Source organism: uncultured Maribacter sp., assembly GCF_947500405.1.
Taxonomy (GTDB): Bacteria; Bacteroidota; Bacteroidia; order Flavobacteriales; family Flavobacteriaceae; genus Maribacter_B.
Genome location: NZ_CANMRY010000013.1, coordinates 38,274 through 56,340, shown reverse-complemented (window position 1 = coordinate 56,340; position 18,067 = coordinate 38,274). Strand labels below are relative to the sequence as shown.

The 18,067-nt window shown below is 31.2% G+C and carries 17 protein-coding genes; 13 read left to right on the top strand and 4 right to left on the bottom strand.

Going from position 1 to position 18,067, the window contains the following annotated elements:
- Positions 1–35 precede the first annotated feature (35 nt).
- The 13 genes from Q0945_RS15185 (at position 36) to Q0945_RS15125 (ending at position 12,630) form a co-directional block, all read left to right on the top strand.
- Positions 36–572 (top strand): DUF177 domain-containing protein, encoded by a 537-nt coding sequence (locus Q0945_RS15185; protein ID WP_299436221.1) that lies wholly within the window; start codon positions 36–38, stop codon positions 570–572.
- A 6-nt stretch (positions 573–578) separates the two neighbouring features.
- Positions 579–776, top strand: coding sequence for a 50S ribosomal protein L32 (rpmF, locus tag Q0945_RS15180; RefSeq protein WP_121064451.1), 198 nt, complete (start codon positions 579–581; stop codon positions 774–776).
- A gap of 236 nt (positions 777–1,012) precedes the next feature.
- Positions 1,013–2,005: a beta-ketoacyl-ACP synthase III gene (locus Q0945_RS15175; protein ID WP_299436218.1), complete on the top strand. Its 993-nt coding sequence runs from the start codon at positions 1,013–1,015 to the stop codon at positions 2,003–2,005.
- 38 nt (positions 2,006–2,043) lie between these two features.
- Positions 2,044–2,532 carry an acetyl-CoA carboxylase biotin carboxyl carrier protein gene (gene accB, locus Q0945_RS15170; protein ID WP_299436215.1) on the top strand — a complete coding sequence of 163 codons (489 nt, stop codon included), beginning with the start codon at positions 2,044–2,046 and terminating at the stop codon, positions 2,530–2,532.
- Positions 2,533–2,604: 72 nt separating this feature from the next.
- Positions 2,605–3,954, top strand: a complete 1,350-nt coding sequence (gene accC, locus Q0945_RS15165; protein ID WP_299436212.1) for an acetyl-CoA carboxylase biotin carboxylase subunit — start codon at positions 2,605–2,607, stop codon at positions 3,952–3,954.
- Between the two features lie 141 nt (positions 3,955–4,095).
- On the top strand, positions 4,096–4,437 hold the full coding sequence (locus Q0945_RS15160) for a hypothetical protein (protein ID WP_299436209.1): 342 nt from the start codon (positions 4,096–4,098) through the stop codon (positions 4,435–4,437).
- 206 nt (positions 4,438–4,643) lie between these two features.
- The gene (locus Q0945_RS15155) at positions 4,644–5,201 is read left to right on the top strand and encodes a hypothetical protein (protein WP_299436206.1); all 558 of its coding nucleotides are present in this window, start codon (positions 4,644–4,646) and stop codon (positions 5,199–5,201) included.
- Positions 5,202–5,210: 9 nt separating this feature from the next.
- Positions 5,211–7,049, top strand: a complete 1,839-nt coding sequence (locus tag Q0945_RS15150) for a hypothetical protein (RefSeq protein WP_299436203.1) — start codon at positions 5,211–5,213, stop codon at positions 7,047–7,049.
- A gap of 5 nt (positions 7,050–7,054) precedes the next feature.
- Entirely contained in the window at positions 7,055–8,443 is a 1,389-nt protein-coding gene (locus Q0945_RS15145) for a hypothetical protein (RefSeq protein WP_299436200.1), read from the top strand.
- Between the two features lie 212 nt (positions 8,444–8,655).
- Positions 8,656–9,777 carry an FAD-dependent oxidoreductase gene (locus Q0945_RS15140; RefSeq protein WP_299436197.1) on the top strand — a complete coding sequence of 374 codons (1,122 nt, stop codon included), beginning with the start codon at positions 8,656–8,658 and terminating at the stop codon, positions 9,775–9,777.
- A gap of 120 nt (positions 9,778–9,897) precedes the next feature.
- Complete coding sequence (locus Q0945_RS15135) at positions 9,898–10,527, top strand: hypothetical protein (protein ID WP_299436194.1); 630 nt, start codon at positions 9,898–9,900, stop codon at positions 10,525–10,527.
- A 38-nt stretch (positions 10,528–10,565) separates the two neighbouring features.
- Entirely contained in the window at positions 10,566–11,024 is a 459-nt protein-coding gene (locus tag Q0945_RS15130; RefSeq protein WP_299436191.1) for a 3-oxoacyl-ACP synthase, read from the top strand.
- Between the two features lie 469 nt (positions 11,025–11,493).
- Complete coding sequence (locus Q0945_RS15125) at positions 11,494–12,630, top strand: glycerate kinase (protein WP_299436188.1); 1,137 nt, start codon at positions 11,494–11,496, stop codon at positions 12,628–12,630.
- On the opposite strand, the gene arfB is transcribed toward Q0945_RS15125, so the two are convergent.
- The 4 genes from arfB to Q0945_RS15105 all read right to left on the bottom strand — a co-directional run bounded on the left by arfB (position 12,622) and on the right by Q0945_RS15105 (position 18,058).
- Entirely contained in the window at positions 12,622–13,062 is a 441-nt protein-coding gene (arfB, locus tag Q0945_RS15120) for an alternative ribosome rescue aminoacyl-tRNA hydrolase ArfB (protein ID WP_366136576.1), read from the bottom strand. The genes Q0945_RS15125 and arfB overlap by 9 nt on opposite strands.
- The gene (locus Q0945_RS15115; RefSeq protein WP_299436185.1) at positions 13,034–14,005 is read right to left on the bottom strand and encodes an ABC transporter ATP-binding protein; all 972 of its coding nucleotides are present in this window, start codon (positions 14,003–14,005) and stop codon (positions 13,034–13,036) included. Before Q0945_RS15115 ends, arfB begins: the two co-directional genes overlap by 29 nt.
- Positions 14,006–16,144 (bottom strand): prolyl oligopeptidase family serine peptidase, encoded by a 2,139-nt coding sequence (locus Q0945_RS15110; RefSeq protein WP_299436182.1) that lies wholly within the window; start codon positions 16,142–16,144, stop codon positions 14,006–14,008. It lies immediately after the preceding gene.
- A 249-nt stretch (positions 16,145–16,393) separates the two neighbouring features.
- Positions 16,394–18,058 (bottom strand): RagB/SusD family nutrient uptake outer membrane protein, encoded by a 1,665-nt coding sequence (locus Q0945_RS15105; RefSeq protein WP_299436179.1) that lies wholly within the window; start codon positions 18,056–18,058, stop codon positions 16,394–16,396.
- Positions 18,059–18,067 lie beyond the last annotated feature (9 nt).

The window sequence follows — 18,067 nt, the reverse complement described above, 5'->3', positions numbered from 1 at the left end:
TTGGGTGGGCGTTCTAAAATTTAAGTGTTTATACGATGAAGCAAAAGGAGTTTACTATTCCTTTCTCAGGATTGAAGCAAGGGAAACATGAGTTTAAGTACGTAATTAAAAACGAGTTCTTTGAATCTTTTGAATATGATGAATTTAATAGTGCAGATGTTAATTTAACTGTACTATTAAATAAAACGAGCACTATGATGGAGCTTGATTTTATAGCATCAGGTAGCGTAAATGTTAACTGCGATACTACAAACGAACCTTATAATCAATCAGTAGATTCTGATATACAATTAATAGTTAAGTTTGGAGAAGCATTTAATAATGAAGACGATGAAATTTTAATATTACCTCATGGGGAATATGAAGTGAATATTGCTCAGTACGTTTATGAAATGCTTGTTTTAGCAGTGCCTCAAAAAAGAGTGCACCCTGGAATAGCAGATGGCACATTAAAATCGGAAGCTTTGGATAAATTAGAAGAGCTTCAGCCTAAAGCAAAAGACGAAAAAGAAAATAAAGAAGAAAGTGATCCCAGATGGGACGAATTAAAAAAACTATTAACGGATAAATAAGTACTAATGGCACATCCAAAGAGAAAAATTTCCAAAACAAGGAGAGACAAAAGAAGAACACATTACAAAGCTGTAGCTCCTACTTTGGCAACAGATTCAGCAACTGGTGAAATGCATTTATACCATAGAGCACACTGGCACGAAGGAAAACTATACTATAGAGGTCAAGTTTTAGTTGACAAAACAGTAGAAGCGGAAGCTTAAATAGGAAGACATATTTAAAAAACTCTCTCATTGTTATAATGACGAGAGTTTTTTTTATTTCATTTTTGGTATAAAATTCTTTTATTTTGTACTAAAATTTAAAATCCCTGACTAGGGATTCTTTTTTAGAAAAAAGTTAAAAATTGACAGTTTTTCATCAAAAAGTCGCAAAAAATTACTATTTTTCGACGATTTTGATTCATTTTTGAAGTTTTTTACCCAAAAGCAACTACTACATGAATAAACTTACTGCAGCTATTACTGCTGTTGGGGGCTATGTCCCTAAGCATATTTTAACCAACAAAATGTTGGAAGAAATTGTAGATACCAATGATGAGTGGATTACCACTAGAACTGGTATTAAAGAAAGAAGAATTCTTAAAGAGGATGAAGGAGAGGGTACTTCTTATCTAGCAATAAAAGCAGCGGAAGATTTAATTGCTAAGAAAAGTGTAAATCCAAAAGAAATAGATTTAGTAGTTGTAGCAACTGCAACTCCAGATAATATGGTTGCTTCAACAGCAGCCTTTGTTGCTTCAGAAATAGGAGCAAGTAATGCTTTTGCTTATGATTTACTAGCAGCATGTTCTAGCTTTCTTTTTGGCTTGTCTACAGTAGCTAGTTATATTGAATCTGGCAGGTATAAAAAAGTATTACTTATTGGAGCAGATAAAATGTCCTCTATTTTGGATTACGAAGATAGAACTACTTGTATTATTTTTGGAGACGGAGCTGGAGCAGTACTTATGGAACCAAACAACGAAGGTTTTGGTCTACAAGATGAGTATTTAAGATCAGATGGGACAGGAAGACAGTTTTTAGGAATGGAAGGTGGCGGATCTTTAATGCCAGCAACTATAGAATCTGTAAAAAACAGAAAGCACTATATTTTTCAAGAAGGAAGAACTGTATTTAAATTTGCAGTATCTAATATGGCAGATGCAGCTGCAGAAATCATGAAGCGTAATAACTTAAGTGATAAAGATGTAGACTGGTTAGTGCCACACCAAGCTAACAAAAGAATTATAGACGCAACATCTAATAGAATGGGATTAGATGAAAGTAAGGTAATGATGAATATTCAAAAGTATGGAAACACTACTTCTGGAACACTACCACTGCTATTATGGGATTACGAAAAACAACTAAAAAAAGGAGATAATCTTGTATTTGCCGCTTTTGGAGGGGGCTTTACTTGGGGTTCTATTTATTTAAAATGGGCCTACTAAATTATTAAAGAAAATAACCAACTTAATGTATTTTTATTATGGATGTTAAAGAAATTCAAAGCCTAATTAAATTTGTGGCAAAGTCTGGAGCTAGTGAAGTAAAACTAGAAACAGATGATTTAAAAATTACTATTAGAACTGGGGCATTAAATGCAGCACCAGAAACAACATATGTACAGCAAATACCTGTTGCACAACAAGCAATGGCACCAGCACCTGCAGCAGCAGCTCCAGTAGCAGATACACCTGCAGCGCCAGCTACTCCTGCTGCAGAAGACGATTCTAAATATATTACAGTTAAGTCTCCAATAATAGGTACATTTTATAGAAAACCATCTCCAGATAAACCATCTTTTGTTGAGGTAGGAAGCACCATTGCAGAAGGAGATGTACTTTGTGTTATAGAAGCAATGAAATTGTTTAATGATATTGAGTCTGAAGTTTCTGGTAAAATCGTAAAAATATTAGTGGACGATTCTTCTCCAGTAGAATTTGACCAACCATTATTCCTAGTAGACCCATCTTAATAATTTTAAGTAGCAAATACTACTTTTTTAGTAGTAGTACCTATTAGAATTAATATTTAAAATTTAAAGAAGATGTTTAAAAAAATACTAATTGCCAACAGAGGGGAAATAGCACTACGTGTTATTAGAACCTGTAAAGAAATGGGAATAAAAACAGTAGCTGTTTATTCCAAAGCAGATGAAGAAAGTTTGCATGTAAGATTTGCAGATGAGGCCGTTTGTATAGGACCAGCTCCAAGTAGTGAGTCTTATTTAAAAATTCCAAATATTATTGCCGCAGCAGAAATTACAAATGCAGACGCAATACACCCAGGGTACGGATTTTTATCAGAAAATTCTAAATTTTCTAAAATCTGTGCAGAACACGATATAAAATTTATTGGAGCATCTGGGGAACATATAGACCGTATGGGGGATAAAGCTAGCGCTAAATTAACCATGAAGGAAGCAGGGGTACCTACAGTTCCTGGTTCAGACGGACTTTTAAAAGATGTGGATGATGCCTTAGAAATAGCTGAAAAAATGGGGTATCCTGTTATGATAAAAGCTACAGCCGGTGGAGGCGGAAAAGGAATGCGTGCCGTTTGGAGTGCAGAAGAAATGCCAGACCTTTTTGAAAGTGCGGTACAAGAAGCTACTGCAGCCTTTGGTAACGGAGGTATGTATATGGAAAAGCTTATTGAAGAACCAAGACATATAGAAATTCAGATAGTTGGTGACCAATACGGTAAAGCATGTCACTTATCAGAAAGAGATTGTTCTGTACAAAGAAGACATCAAAAATTAACGGAAGAAACACCATCTCCGTTTATGACAGATAAGCTTAGAGATGCTATGGGTAAAGCAGCGGTAAAGGCTGCAGAATATATAAAATATGAAGGAGCAGGTACTATTGAGTTTTTGGTAGACAAGCATAGAAAGTTCTATTTTATGGAAATGAATACTCGTATTCAAGTAGAGCACCCAATTACAGAACAAGTAATAGATTACGATTTAATTAGAGAGCAAATATTAGTTGCTGGTGGTGTGCCAATTTCTGGTAAAAATTATTTACCAAAATTACACTCCATAGAATGTAGAATAAATGCAGAGGATCCTTATAATGGGTTTAGACCTTCTCCAGGTAAAATTACTACATTACATATTCCAGGAGGCCATGGTGTACGTATGGATACACACGTATATAGTGGGTATACTATACCGCCAAACTATGATTCTATGATTGCTAAATTAATTACTACCGCGCAAACACGTGAAGAGGCAATTAATAAAATGAAAAGAGCTTTAGATGAGTTTGTTATTGAAGGAATAAAAACTACTATTCCGTTTCACAGGCAGTTAATGGATCATCCAGATTATTTGGCTGGTAATTACACTACAGCATTTATGGACGATTTTGAAATGAATCCAATAGAGAAATAAGAAAAAACCCTAATGAAAATTAGGGTTTTTTTATATACCCCTTTTTCAGGGATGTGTTTTTAGTATTTTACGGCCTGTTTGGCCCATTATTTAAAATTTAGTTTTGTCCTAAGAAATAAGGAAACTTAAAACTATTAAAAAATGCAACAACTAAATTTTAAAACCTTTGAAAAAGCACAATTAATTACTTCTTTAAAGGAAAATTTTCCGCAGTATAAAATACAAAATTCATTAGGAACCTTACAGGTAAGAACTAGTGGTTTTACACTAACAGGCAATGTAAAACTTAATGTTAACGGTACTAAAGGAAAGATAAAAACCCAAACAAATTACGATATGTTAATTTTATTCTTAATAGTTTCTTTTCCAATAGGAATTTACATTTATGCTAAAAAGGAGAAACAAAAAGCAATGGAAAATGAGGTTGTAAATAAGTTACAAGAAATTTTAGTCCCAATGGGGAAAAATAGCCATCCATTTTAGGAAGAGAAAGTTTAAAAGCACAAATACAATTTATAACTAAAATTAGTGTTACTTATTACTATAATAACGCAACTAATATGATTAAAAAAACATTTATTTACTTCAGTTTATTTGTTTGTATTTCTTTATGCACTAGCTGTTTCGAAATTTTAGAGGAAATAAAGCTAAATAAGGACGGTAGCGGTACTATTATGGTAACTCTAAATATGAGTAAGAGCAAAACCAAACTAGCTTCTCTAATGCTTTTAGACAGCATAAATGGGTATAAAATTCCTTCGGAAGATGAGATAGATGAATCTTTTAAAGATGCTTTGTATCATTTAGAGAAAACACCAGGAATATCAAACATAAAAAAAACAAAAGATTTTGATAATTATGTTTTTACTATTTCCTGTGATTTTAAGAATGTAGATAATGTAAATGCCATTTTTAAAGAGCTTATAAAAAAGCAGAATAAAAATAATTATACCAATTTTACTACTACCAATGTATCTTATAACCCATCAGAAAATGTTTTTAATAGGTATTTTACTTATGATAATGCCATAAAAAAATCCTTTAACACCTTAAAAAGTGAAGACCGTAAGGTTTTTAATGATGCTAGTTATACTTGCATATACAGGTTTCAAGATAAAGTAAAAAGTGTTTCTAATGTAGATGCTAAAATAGCACCAAATAAAGGAGCTGTTTTTTTAAAAATAGATGCTCTTTCTCTAATATTAGGAGAAAAAAATGTTGAAAATAAAATCCAATTAATAAATTAATATTTTTAGATGAAAAAAATTATAATAGCTGTCTCTGCCTTATTTATAACTATTACGCTTAGTGCGCAAGACTTAATAACAAAAGTTCCTTCTACGGCTTCGGCAGTAGTTTCTATAAAAGGAAAAAATGTTTTACAATTAATGAGTTTAGAAGAGTTTTCTAACTCAAAGTTTGGTTCTTTTTTAGAGAAGGAATTAATGGATGAAAGCAAGGGGAAACTAGAAACTCTGGAAGACTTAGGATTAGATTATAATAATACATTTCATTACTTTTTTGAAATGAATGATGGTGTTTACACCAACTGTTTTCTTATTCCTTTAAAGGATGGAAAAGCTTTTACTGGTTTATTAAGAAATAGTAAAATAAAAAGAACCATAACAGAAGGTAATTTATCTTACATTCAAAATTATAGAGGAGATGAGATTACTATGTGGAATGAAGATGTTTTAATGTTTGTTACTTCATCAGACAATAAAGTAAAGGAAGAGTCTTATAGTTATTATAATAATTACCAATCTGAAGTTGCAGTAGAAGCTGTTGTAGAGGAAGCTGTAGATACAACAGAAGAAAATTATTATAATAGTGATGCTTATAAAAAAGAACAAGAAGAGAGAGAAAAAAAGCGTATAGAAAGACAAGAAAAAAGAGAAGAAAGAGAAAAAGAATTTTCACAAGAAGTTTTAGATAAAGCAAAGAAAATAATAACAGGCACTTATGCAAATAAAAGCATACTAAGCAACAAAAGCTATCTTAAAAGTTTAGGTAAAGGAAAAGAAGAAGTTAGTGTTTGGGTAAACGATTTTGCCACAATATATGAGCAAGCAATACCTAGTTATATGTTAGGGAACTCTTTTAATCCATATAATTTTATGAATATAGATAAATTATATGGGGGTTTATCTTTAGTGGCAAAGTTAAATTTTAATGAAAATGAAGCGGTTATAAAAACGGAATATACCATGAATGATGAAATGGCAGAGCTGTATAAACCTATGTATAATGGGAAGATTAATAAAAACTTTGTCAAATATATTAATGAAGATAATATGTTAGGCTATATGTCTTTAAACCTTAGTACAGAAGGTGTTCTTAAAGCGTACCCAAACTTGGCCTCTAGTTTGTTTGATACCGGTTCTGGAGAAACAATAAGTGAGTCGGTAGCTTTAGGAGCTAAAGTATTTTCGTTATTAATAGATGAAGAAGGAGCATCTAAAATACTTAGAGGAGATATGTTTTTAGCACTTACAAACCTAACAGAAAAGCAAGTAACCTATACAGACTATGAGTATGATGAAGATTTTAATTACAAAGAAGTAGAAAAAACTAAAACCGAAACTATTCCAGATTTTATGTTCATGTTTACATCAGAAGAGCAAGAAATATTTAATAGACTGGTAAGAATAGGAGTTAAAGAAAAACAATTAGAAGCCAATAATGGTGTGTATCAATTAATAGACTTACCAAAATCTACTCCATTTAATATCTATGTAATGTATAAGGATAATACTGTATTTCTTGGAAGCTCTTTAAAAGATATGAGTGCAATACAAAGCGGAAGGTTTGTTTCTAAACTTTCTGGTGCGCATAAAAAGAACATTACTAAAAATGCTTCTAGTATTTTTGTAAACGGTAAGAAAATTATAGCCCAGATTCCTGTAGAATCTTTCCCTAGAGAATTACGTAATAAAGTAGATTTCTTAACCTCTAATACAGAAGATATAAAGTTTAATTTTCAGAAGATAAAAGGAAACTCTATGAAAGGAGAACTTATATGGGAAATTCCATCAGAAGGACATAAAAATAGCTTTGTCTACTTTATTAATATGATAGATGCTATGATGGATTAGTAACCATGAAAAAAACACTAAAAATAATTGTATTACTAAGTGTAACTTCATTAATTGGTTATTGGGGTTATACTTGGTATTTTAATAAAGCCTCTTTATTGGGTGTTATTCATAAAGATGCCGATAGTGTTATTAAAATAGGAATACAAGATATTAAAGAAACATTAGTTTTAGATGCATTAACCTCGCCTAAATATTATTCCGACAATATATCACTTAAACAAAAAGCTAAAAAGAAAGATACTGTAGATAAAAAAGGAGTAAATTTTACACCTTATAACTTGGTATTATTTACAGTACCTAAAGTACAAAATACATTTTTTTCTATTCTTAGTATTGAGGATAATCATGCATTTAAAAATCAGATAAAAAAATATTCTAAGGGATTACGTCTGGAAATTGATAAGGAGCATAACATACATTGGTTAGAGCATAAAAAACAGCATTGGGTCTGTGCTTGGAATACAGAAAAAGTAATAATTTCTTTTGGGTTAGATAATACGTACCAAAAGAGTAAAAAGGTATTTCTAGATGTTCTAAAGGAAGATAAAGTAATAACCTCAAAAGATAATAAATGGATTGCCACCCTTTCTAAAAGTAAAAGTCATGTAACGCATATTAGCAAAAAAGGGGAAATAAAACTTCAGTTTAAAGATGGTAAAGCTGTTTTAGAAGGAAGTCTAGAAGCAAACGAAGAAGATACGTATCCTAAGAAAGTATCTTATGATAGAGTTCCTAATGCAGCAGTAGAATTTTATTGGGATGGGAATTTTAATCGGATTAAAAATAGAGACCAATTTATAGCCTCTTGGAAGAATAATACATTCTTAAAAAAAGTAAATATAAACGTGCCAGAGATTGCAGAATTAACCAATGGTTTTTTCTATGCAGGCGTTAATGGTACAACTACGCAAACAGATACTATTGTAACGTATGGTTACGATGACAATTTTAATAAAATTGAACAAAAAACGCTACAAGAAAAAGAAGTACCTTCTATTATTTTAAATTTAGGAAGAGATAAACAACCTTTAAAAAACTATTTAAAAGAACAAGAATTGTTGACTGAAAATGATATTCTTAAGAATATTCCTTTATATCAGTTTTACGTGGAAGAAGATGATACAGCAACAATTTTTAAAACCCAAAAATTAAAAGAGAGTACAGAACAAATTACTAGTTCTAATTTTATGAATTTGTTTATAGATTTTAATAGAGCAAAAGAAACTATACAACTACCACAAGCAAATCGTTATTTTAATTTACTAAATAGTTTGCAAATATTAGCTCAACAATCTTCCAGTAAAAAAGTAGTATTAAATGGTAGTATTGAAGGTAAATTAGATAAGGTTAATATACTTTCTCAGTTGTTTTTTGGGCTAAAATCAGAGTAATTAACAAACTACAAAGTTTAATTTTTTAGAAAGCAATTCTTTTATATTCTTTAAAACTTTTCATTAGCGATAAAACTAGCTGTTAATCGATGTTTAATGTAATAGAAGGTAGAGTTTTAAAAATTAAAGCAGACTAATTAGTTGGTTACGTAATAAAAAGATAGATTCTTTTTTCTAATTAGTGTTTATGCAATTGTACTTATTTTAGTGCTATGAATCTTAGTTATTGGGAATATAAAACATGGTTATCTAATATAGATTTTACTATTGTTGGTAGCGGAACAGTAGGATTAAATTGTGCATTACACCTTAGAGAAAAATACCCTAAAGCACGTATTTTAATTTTAGAAAAAGGAATTTTACCCCAAGGAGCAAGTACTAAAAATGCAGGCTTTGCATGTTTTGGAAGTATTTCAGAAATACTATCAGATTTAAAAACCCATACTCCAGAAGAAGTGGTTTCGTTAGTTCAAAAAAGATATAGTGGTATACAAGCGTTGAGAGAAAAGTTAGGCGATGCTAAAATTGGATACCAACAATTAGGCGGGCATGAACTTTTTTTAGAAAAAGATAAAGAGCTATACTACTCTTCGCTATCTAAAATAGAAGAAGTTAATAAATTATTGTTTCCTGTTTTTAAAGAGAATGCTTTTGAAGAAAATAAGAACATTTTTAATTTCTTAAACATTAAAGACAAATATATTACCCATAAGTTTGAAGGTCAAATAAATACGGGTGCTATGATGCAGTCTTTATTACAAAAAGCGTTACAAAACAATATATCTATCCTAAACGGCATACATGTCCAAAATTTCCAGGAAATACAAGACAGTGTGGAAGTAAAAACAGATAAATTTCAATTTAATACCCAACAACTTTTTATAGCTACTAATGGTTTTGCTGCTAATTTAATAACAGAAAAAATAAAACCTGCAAGAGCACAAGTAATAATAACCAAACCAATAAAAAATTTACATATTAAAGGTACTTTTCATTTAAAAGAAGGTTATTATTATTTTAGAAATATTGATAATAGAATACTTTTAGGCGGTGGTAGAAATTTAGATTTTAAAAAGGAAGAAACTACAGAGTTTGGAGTAACTTCTTTAATACAACAAAAATTAGAGCAGCTTTTAAAAAAGATAATACTACCAAATAAAGAATTTTCAATAGAACATTATTGGAGTGGTATAATGGGAGTAGGAGAGACAAAAAAACCAATTCTTAAGTGTATTTCTTCTCGTGTTTTTTGCGGTGTTAGGTTAGGAGGTATGGGAGTAGCAATAGGAACAGTTATTGGAGAAGAACTAGCGTGTTTGTATTTAAAATCATAGTTTTCTTTTTAAAAGACTTATTCTTTTAAATTATTTGTTATATTGAAATCCCAAAAAATCTATAACTATATTATCAAGAACTTTGCCTATCATAATACCTGCTAGTATTATAAAATAGGAATGATACTAATTACAAAATATTTTAGAGTAAGTTTTGCATTAATTATAGTGCTACTTATTCAGTCATGCTCTTCATCTAAGTCTAATTATAAAAAGGAATATGCTAAAGTTTGGAAGGAGCTTATAAAATCTGAAGCATGGAAACAAGCTTTAGTTTCTACAAAAGGTAATGCAAATTCTAATGAATTATATACAAGTTCAGAGGACGTTTTAATTTTAAGTACTCCAGGATCCTTTAAAACAATACAAAGCCCTTGGTTTAAAGATAAATATGCTTCTTTAGTATCTAGAGCATATTTTAAGATTATTTCTGAGGCACAAAAAGCTGATACTAGATTACAGGAAGATTATGAGTATTGGACTTCTAAGGAAGCTGCTTCTACAGAAAAGGATAAAACATTAAAGAAAAGAGTAGCTTTAGTGATTAAAAAGTATGAAGCACATAAAAATATGCTTTCTGGCTTAAAGTCTTGGAATATTTTTAGTGAAGATAGGTCTGGAGATTTAGACTACTTTAAAGCAGAGAATGATGAAGCAATACATAAAATGTACCTTCAAGGTTTAGAAGAAAAGGCTATGGTAAACTACCTTGTTTTTAAATTAGCCGATTTATACCATTTTGAAGAGTAAGATTATTCTTTTATGGTATTTACAGTTACTTTTGTTGTATGCCGCATAACACTTTAAAAGAAAATACCTTTCAATTTTGTAAAGATTTTATTGATAACCGCCTTAACCGTCTTCATAAACAAATACAAGAAATACAAACAGCATTAAGTTCAGAAACTAAAAGTAGTGCGGGCGATAAGCATGAAACAGGCAGAGCAATGGTACAGCTAGAAAGAGAAAAATTAGGTGCCCAATTAGCAGAAGCCGAAAAAGTAGCACAATTACTTAGCAAAATAGATATTGAAAAATCTCAAGAAAAAATTGGATTAGGAAGTTTAGTAAAAACAAACAAGCTTTCCTATTTTATTGCGATCTCTGCAGGAGAGTATAAAGGTAAAGATGTTTCTGTATATTGTATATCTGCTGCTACACCTATTGCAAAATTATTACTAGGAAAATCTGTTAATGAAGCTATAGTTTTTAATGGTATAGAAACAATTATAAAAGATATAATATAAAATTAGGTATGCAGTAAACGAAGAATCTTTTATAATCTCTAAAGTTTCTGTATTTTTTTGGGGGAGTAAAAGTGCAGTAATAGAAATTATTAATGCTATTAGTTCGGTGTTTTATGGGTCAGTATTGGTAATTTTTTTATTAGCCATGTATAGTAAAAAAGTAAATTATATAGGAATGAATACAGGTATAATTTTGGCAGGCTTAACTAATCTTATTTTTTCTAAAACAATGCAAAACATATTTAATGTAGATTTAGGTATACACGTGTTTTGGATATGATTAAACTTTACAGGAGTTATACCTACACTAGCTATTTAAATGGTTGGCAAAAAGAAAAGGGAGAGCTAATGATAAGTGTATTACCCAAAAAAAAGAAGATTTCTTTATTAAAGAGGTTTATATTCTTATAGCATTTTTTGTATTCATTTTGGTGTTAAGTTATTTTATACCACAAATTTATAGTTAGTTATGATGAATTACTTATTAATTCCAGATAAATTTAAAGGTTCATTAACCGCACCAGAAGTTATTAATGCCATTTCTAACGGAATAAAAAGAGCAGATACTTCTTCCAATATTTTTGACATAATTGCTTCCGATGGTGGCGATGGTTTTTTAGATGCCATTTCTAATATTATTTCTACTACAAAAACCAAAGTAGAGACTATAGACTCAATGGGAAGAGAATTAACTGCTTCTTATTTGTTAAATAGTAAAAATGATACGGCATATATAGAGTTAGCAAAAGCCTCTGGATTAGAACTTTTAAAAGAGGAAGAACGCAATGTTATGCAAATGTCTACATATGGTACTGGTTTACAAATAAAAGATGCGGTTTCTAGAGGAGTAAAGACAATTTATTTGGGCTTAGGTGGTAGTGCAACAAATGATGCTGGTATAGGTATAGCAAGTGCTTTAGGCTATATTTTTAAGGATAAAAATGGGGAGGAAGTAAAACCAATAGGAGCTAATTTAGCTGCAGTTTTTAAAATTGAAAAGAGCGAAACATTTAAAAAATATGCAGGCATTAAATTTTATGCTGTTAATGATGTAGACAACCCGCTTTTTGGGACTAATGGCGCAGCAAATGTATATGGGGAACAAAAAGGCGCTAGTAAAGAAGAGATTACCTTTTTAGATGAAGGACTAGTACATTTAAATAAAATTATTAAGGAGAAACTTCAAAAAGATTTTGCTTTAGTTCCAGGAGCAGGAGCAGCTGGAGGCACCGCTTATGGATTAAAAACTTTTTTTGATGCAACATATTTAAGCGGAGTAGATTTTCTTTTAGAATTAGCAGAGGTGCCTAAAATTATTGAAAGTCAAAAGATTAATTATATAGTTACTGGAGAAGGAAAGATTGATAGCCAAACCATACATGGAAAATTGGTAAATGGAGTGGTGAAAATGGCAAAAAAGTACAGGATTCCCGTGGTTGCTATTTGCGGTAAGTTAGATGTAGATGCTAATGAACTACAAAAGTTAGGATTGCAAAAAGTAATACAAACCTATAACCCATCTAAAGGAGTAAAATATAGCATGGAAAATGCATCTCAATTAATAGAAGAGTTAATAGAAGATTATTTTTTAAAAACACTAATCTAGATCTGGCTTTCTTCTATTTACTTTTTTTAGTGCAGCTCTTTTTTTAGATTTTAAACGTTTTTCTATAGCAGATTTTTTGGGCTTAGAAATTTTTCTTTTTTTTGGAATTAGTAGTGCACTCTCTATTAATTTTAAAAAGCGCTTAATTACTAAATTTTTGTTTTTATGTTGACTTCTACTCTCATCGCATTGCAAAATAAGAACATTTTCTTTGTTTATTTTATTAGATAATTTTTCAAGAATACGTTCTTTTTCAAAAGTTGTAAGCGCATTGGTTTTATTAATTTCAAAACTTAATTCTACCTTAGAAGAAACCTTGTTTACATGCTGGCCACCAGCACCGCTACTTCTAATACCTTTAAATTGTAATTCAGAAACCAGTAGCGTTTTATTCATTACAGTCTTAAGATAATCTTTGGTTAATAGTCTCAATAGAGATATTTAAATACACTTTTTTTCCTTTTTCTATAGCTGTAGTATGGTAAAAAAATATTTTTTCCTTTTCATATACTGCCTCTATTAAATAGTTAACACCTTGGTAGTAACTCTTTTTTACCTGTACTTTTAACCCAGATTTTTCGGATACTTTAAATTCATTAGCATATACAATTATTCTTCTTTTAGTATTTGCATATGTTTTTACAACATTTACTGGAATACGGTTGGCTTCTCCTAAAAGAGAAGCAACATATAAATTTGTTGGGCGCTCGTATAGTTTTTCAGGAGAATCTTGCGCTATTATTTTTCTGTTTTTTACTACAATAACTTGGTTTGCATAAGGTAATACGTCACTGGGATCATGGGTTGCCGTTAAAACAGTAACTTTTTCTTTTTTTAAATACTTAAAAATATTTCTTCTAAGACTATTTTTTCTATAATTATCAATATGGCTAAAAGGTTCATCTAATAATAAAAGTTCTGGTTGTTGTGCCAAAACTCTTGCTAAAGCTACCCTTTGTTGTTGTCCGCCACTTAAAAACTTTACCCTTGTGTGCGCAAAAGAAGTCATTTCAATGGTTTCTAAAAGCTCTTGGGTGCGTTTTTTAAGCTCTTCTGGCTCAAATACCGATAAATACTGACTCACATTTTCAAAAACTGTTGTATGCGGCATTAAGTCATAATCTTGCGCTAAAAACTTAATGTATTTTTCACCAGGAATTAATTTAAAAGCAGGCCCTAAAATTTGATTTTCTTTCCAAAAAATGGTGCCATTATTTAAATCATAAATACCGTAAATAAGCTTTAATAAGGTACTTTTACCACAACCACTCTCCCCAATAAGAGATACGTGTTCTCCTTTTTTTATGTGGAAAGAAATTTTTTCTAAAATAGATGTTTCGTCGTAAGAAAAGTCTAGGTTATTTATTCGTAACATTTAGTTGTTATTTGGGAGAGTTTTAAATCCCATATTAAATAAAGTAAAAGAAAATATGTCGGCATATTGTTCTATCGTTTTACTTACAGGGGTACCCGCGCCATGGCCAGCATTAGTTTCTATTCTAATTAATGTTGGATTAGCTCCAGTTTGTTTTGCTTGTAATTCTGCTGCAAATTTAAAGCTGTGAGCAGGTACAACGCGATCATCATGATCACCAGTAGTTACCATAGTTGCAGGATAAGAAACACCTTCTTTTACATTATGAACAGGGGAATATTCTTTTAAATAGTTAAACATTTCTTTAGAATCGTTTGCAGTACCATAATCGTAAGCCCATCCTGCTCCAGCAGTAAAGGTATGATAACGTAGCATATCTAAAACACCTACAGCAGGTAGTGCTACCTTAGCTATATCTGGACGTTGCGTCATAGTAGCTCCCACTAAAAGCCCTCCATTACTACCACCACGAAGTGCTAAAAAACTAGAAGAAGTATACTTGTTTTCTATTAAATATTCTGCGGCTGCAATAAAATCATCAAATACATTTTGTTTTTGCATTTTGGTGCCAGCGTCATGCCATTTTTTACCATATTCGCCGCCGCCACGAAGATTAGGTACAGCATAAATTCCACCTTGTTCCATCCAAACAGCATTGGTAATGCTAAAAGAAGGTGTTAAACTAATATTAAATCCGCCATACCCGTATAAAATAGTTGGGTTTTTACCGTTTAACTCAACCCCTTTTTTATGCGTAATTAACATTGGTATTTTGGTACCATCTTTAGACGTATAAAATACCTGATTGGATTCGTATTCATCCGAATTAAAATCAATTTCTGGAGTCCAATATAAATTATACTCCCCGCTTTCTACATTGTATTTGTAATAAGAACCTGGTGTTTTGTAATTTGAAAAAGAAAAGTAAAAATCTTTATCTTCTTTTTTTCCTCCAAAACCACCTGCACTACCTATTCCAGGAAGTTTTACTTCTCTTATAAGCTTACCATTGTAATTATATTGATATACTTTAGAAATAGCATCTACCATATATTCTGCAAAGAAATATCCTCCGCCAGTATTAGGGCTTAAAACATTTTCGGTTTCTGGAATAAAATCTACCCAATTATCAGGTGTGGGATTGGCAGCATCTACAGTAACTATTTTTTTATTTGGAGCGTTTAAATTGGTAACAATGTACAGCTTGGAATCTACATTTTCTATGACAGAACTATCTGTCTCTGTATGGTCTAGAATAGTAACAAGAGGTGCGTTAGGAATGCTTAAATCTTTAATAAACAACTTGTTTCCAGATGTTGAGGTAGATGCAGAGATTAATAAGTATGTATTATCTTCTGTTACACTAGCGCCAACGTACCTATGTTTTTCAGTCTCTACGCCTCCATATATTAGTTCATCAGAACTTTGTGGAGTTTTAAGTTTATGGTAATATACTTTGTGTTGGTCTGTTTTTGCAGAAAGCTCACTGCCTTCTGGTTTGTCATAACTAGAATAATAAAAACCTTCATTACCTTTCCAAGAAATATCACTAAATTTTATGTCTACTAGAGTGTCTCCAATTACTTCTTTGGTTTTAGTATCTAAAACTATAGCTTTTCTCCAATCACTACCACCTTCAGAAATAAGGTAGGCAGCAAGAGAGCCATCTTTAGAAAATTTTATTGTAGATAAAGATGTAGTTCCATCTTTAGAAAATGTATTTGGATTTAAAAATACTTCTTCCTCGCCTTCCAAGTTTTTTCTATAAAGTACATATTGGTTTTGTAAACCATCATTTTTATAATAATAGGTATAATTTCCTTTTTTAAATGGGGAAGTTAATTTTTCATAATTCCACAGTTTTTCTAGCCTGTTTTTTATTTTCGATTTAAACGGAATTTTATCTAGGTAACTAAAAGTGACTTTATTTTGTTCTTTTACCCAATCTTCTGTTTCGGTACTTCTATCATCTTCTAACCAACGATAAGGATCTTTTATTTCTGTATCAAAATACGTATCTACACTATCAATACTTTTTGTTTGGGGGTAATTCACGGCGAGAGGTGTTTTTTCTACTTTAGCATTTTTGCAACCCAATATAATAATTAATGTAAAAAGACTTATTAGTACTTTTTTCATAAATGATTAGTTTAATCGGCTCAAAAATAAGGAAAAAGAGAGAGTGTTCGTCTAAAAAAGTTTACATCCTCTTCTTTACTCAAAAGAACTATTAAAAAACATCTAAAAATATAAACAGTTAGTATGTTGAAAGACCTATGATAATAGCGTTTTAATAAAAACACGAGCCAATTGGCTCGTGTTTCAAACTAACTAACTCAAAATATTAAGTAAAGAGGTATTTATACCTCTAATACTTAGTGAAATCCTTTATCTGTTTTGCCAACCAGGATTTTGTGTCAAAATAACATCTGTATTACGATCAATAGCTTCTTGAGGAATTGGCCATAAATTATAATCAAAATTGAGTGATGTCTCAAACTGGGGGTGCAATAAATTTGCTTTAATTCTGTCTGTTGCTACAGTACCTCCCATCCTCAATAAAGTATTCCATCTTCTTTCTTCTAGGTAAAGTTCTCTGGCGCGCTCATCTAGAATATAATCGATATCTATATCAGAGGCTGTAGCCAGAATGTCGCATTGAGCTCGAGACCTAAGTAAATTAATATCATCTGCTGCATTCTGATTTTCTCCTTTACGATGGTAGGCTTCTGCTCTCAGTAATATGGTTTCTGCTAAACGAATAGCATAAACATCTGTCCAAATATTGCTTCTATTTTGTCCATCCTCAAGACCTTCATATAAGTCTGTATTTAGTTTATAATAAATTGGAAAAATCCATCCTCTATCATTATTTTCATCAATAACAGATTGGGTAATTTGTTCTCCAAAATTTGGTAAACTAGGATCATTGTAGAATATTCTTCTACTTATGTTGTGTTCTGCATTGCGTTGGTCTCCGGTTGAGATGCTCTCATCCCAAATAGTAAATTCTGTTAATGGGGTTGGAGCAAAAAAAGCAACACCTCTACCTCCTGCATCTTCTCCAACTCCAAGAAATCCCGGAAGTGCTCTATATACTGGTCCAAAACTTCTTGGGTGACTATTAAAGTTATCATCATCTTCTAGAACAAAGGCATCATAATCAAACTGTAAAGCCCATATACTTTCTGTGTTTCCATCAGAAAAATTAATATTTCCATTTTGAAACAAATCCCAATACACATCAGCTCCCCCAGTTACTGTATTTTCTTCATTAGCTCGAACTCCAAAACGTTCTGTCATTAATGCATAGCGACCACCATCAATAATATCTGAAGCATATTGTATAGCCATATTGAAATCTTCACTATTTGATGTTTCAATACCTTTGGCTAAATAAAATTCACTCAAATAATGTTGAGCGGCTGCTTTTACAATTCTACCTCCTTGTGCCGTAGTTTCTGGTAAATCACTGAGTATAGCTTCAATCTCATCAATAGCAAACTGATACGTTTCTTCGCGTGTTGCTCTAACGTAGTTAAAACGTGGCTCTACAGCTAATTCAGTTATTATAGGCACACCTCCATAAAGTTCGGCTAACATACCGTGACAATAAGCTCTAAAAAATCTAGCCTGAGCAATTATATAAGCTTTTGAAGTTTCAGAGTTAAATTCACCTTGTAAATTTACAGGGTCTAAAACCGTATTTGCATCTTTAATAGTTTCATAAAAGGAATTAAAAATAGTTCTAAATTGATCACTTTGAGGATTAATCCTGCTGTAGTCTGTAAAATTGCTATTTATTCTAAACTGCGGGCTTTCAAAATAATCTGTCCCTTGCCCCATTAAAACTGCATTTTTACTTAAATCACGTAATGAACTGTATATGGTTATCAATACTTGATCTAGTTGCTCACCAGAAGTAAATATGTTATCTGTAGTATAAAATGACTTTGGTTCTTCAGTTAAGAATTCATTATCGTTACATCCTAAAAAAGAAAAGAGTAACATGAACAAAACAAAGGCTTGTATTTTTATTTTATGTGTTTTCATAATATCTTT

Excerpts from the sequence above, each read along its gene's own strand:
- Q0945_RS15125 (WP_299436188.1), top strand. The coding sequence starts at position 11,494 with ATGATGAATTACTTATTAATTCCAGATAAATTTAAAGGTTCATTAACC.
- Q0945_RS15160 (WP_299436209.1), top strand. The coding sequence starts at position 4,096 with ATGCAACAACTAAATTTTAAAACCTTTGAAAAAGCACAATTAATTACT.
- accB (WP_299436215.1), top strand. The coding sequence starts at position 2,044 with ATGGATGTTAAAGAAATTCAAAGCCTAATTAAATTTGTGGCAAAGTCT.
- Q0945_RS15135 (WP_299436194.1), top strand. The coding sequence starts at position 9,898 with ATGATACTAATTACAAAATATTTTAGAGTAAGTTTTGCATTAATTATA.
- rpmF (WP_121064451.1), top strand. The coding sequence starts at position 579 with ATGGCACATCCAAAGAGAAAAATTTCCAAAACAAGGAGAGACAAAAGA.
- Q0945_RS15175 (WP_299436218.1), top strand. The coding sequence starts at position 1,013 with ATGAATAAACTTACTGCAGCTATTACTGCTGTTGGGGGCTATGTCCCT.
- Q0945_RS15110 (WP_299436182.1), bottom strand. The coding sequence starts at position 16,144 with ATGAAAAAAGTACTAATAAGTCTTTTTACATTAATTATTATATTGGGT.
- accC (WP_299436212.1), top strand. The coding sequence starts at position 2,605 with ATGTTTAAAAAAATACTAATTGCCAACAGAGGGGAAATAGCACTACGT.
- Q0945_RS15145 (WP_299436200.1), top strand. The coding sequence starts at position 7,055 with ATGAAAAAAACACTAAAAATAATTGTATTACTAAGTGTAACTTCATTA.
- Q0945_RS15140 (WP_299436197.1), top strand. The coding sequence starts at position 8,656 with ATGAATCTTAGTTATTGGGAATATAAAACATGGTTATCTAATATAGAT.
- Q0945_RS15115 (WP_299436185.1), bottom strand. The coding sequence starts at position 14,005 with ATGTTACGAATAAATAACCTAGACTTTTCTTACGACGAAACATCTATT.
- Q0945_RS15155 (WP_299436206.1), top strand. The coding sequence starts at position 4,644 with ATGAGTAAGAGCAAAACCAAACTAGCTTCTCTAATGCTTTTAGACAGC.
- Q0945_RS15130 (WP_299436191.1), top strand. The coding sequence starts at position 10,566 with ATGCCGCATAACACTTTAAAAGAAAATACCTTTCAATTTTGTAAAGAT.
- Q0945_RS15105 (WP_299436179.1), bottom strand. The coding sequence starts at position 18,058 with ATGAAAACACATAAAATAAAAATACAAGCCTTTGTTTTGTTCATGTTA.
- Q0945_RS15185 (WP_299436221.1), top strand. The coding sequence starts at position 36 with ATGAAGCAAAAGGAGTTTACTATTCCTTTCTCAGGATTGAAGCAAGGG.
- Q0945_RS15150 (WP_299436203.1), top strand. The coding sequence starts at position 5,211 with ATGAAAAAAATTATAATAGCTGTCTCTGCCTTATTTATAACTATTACG.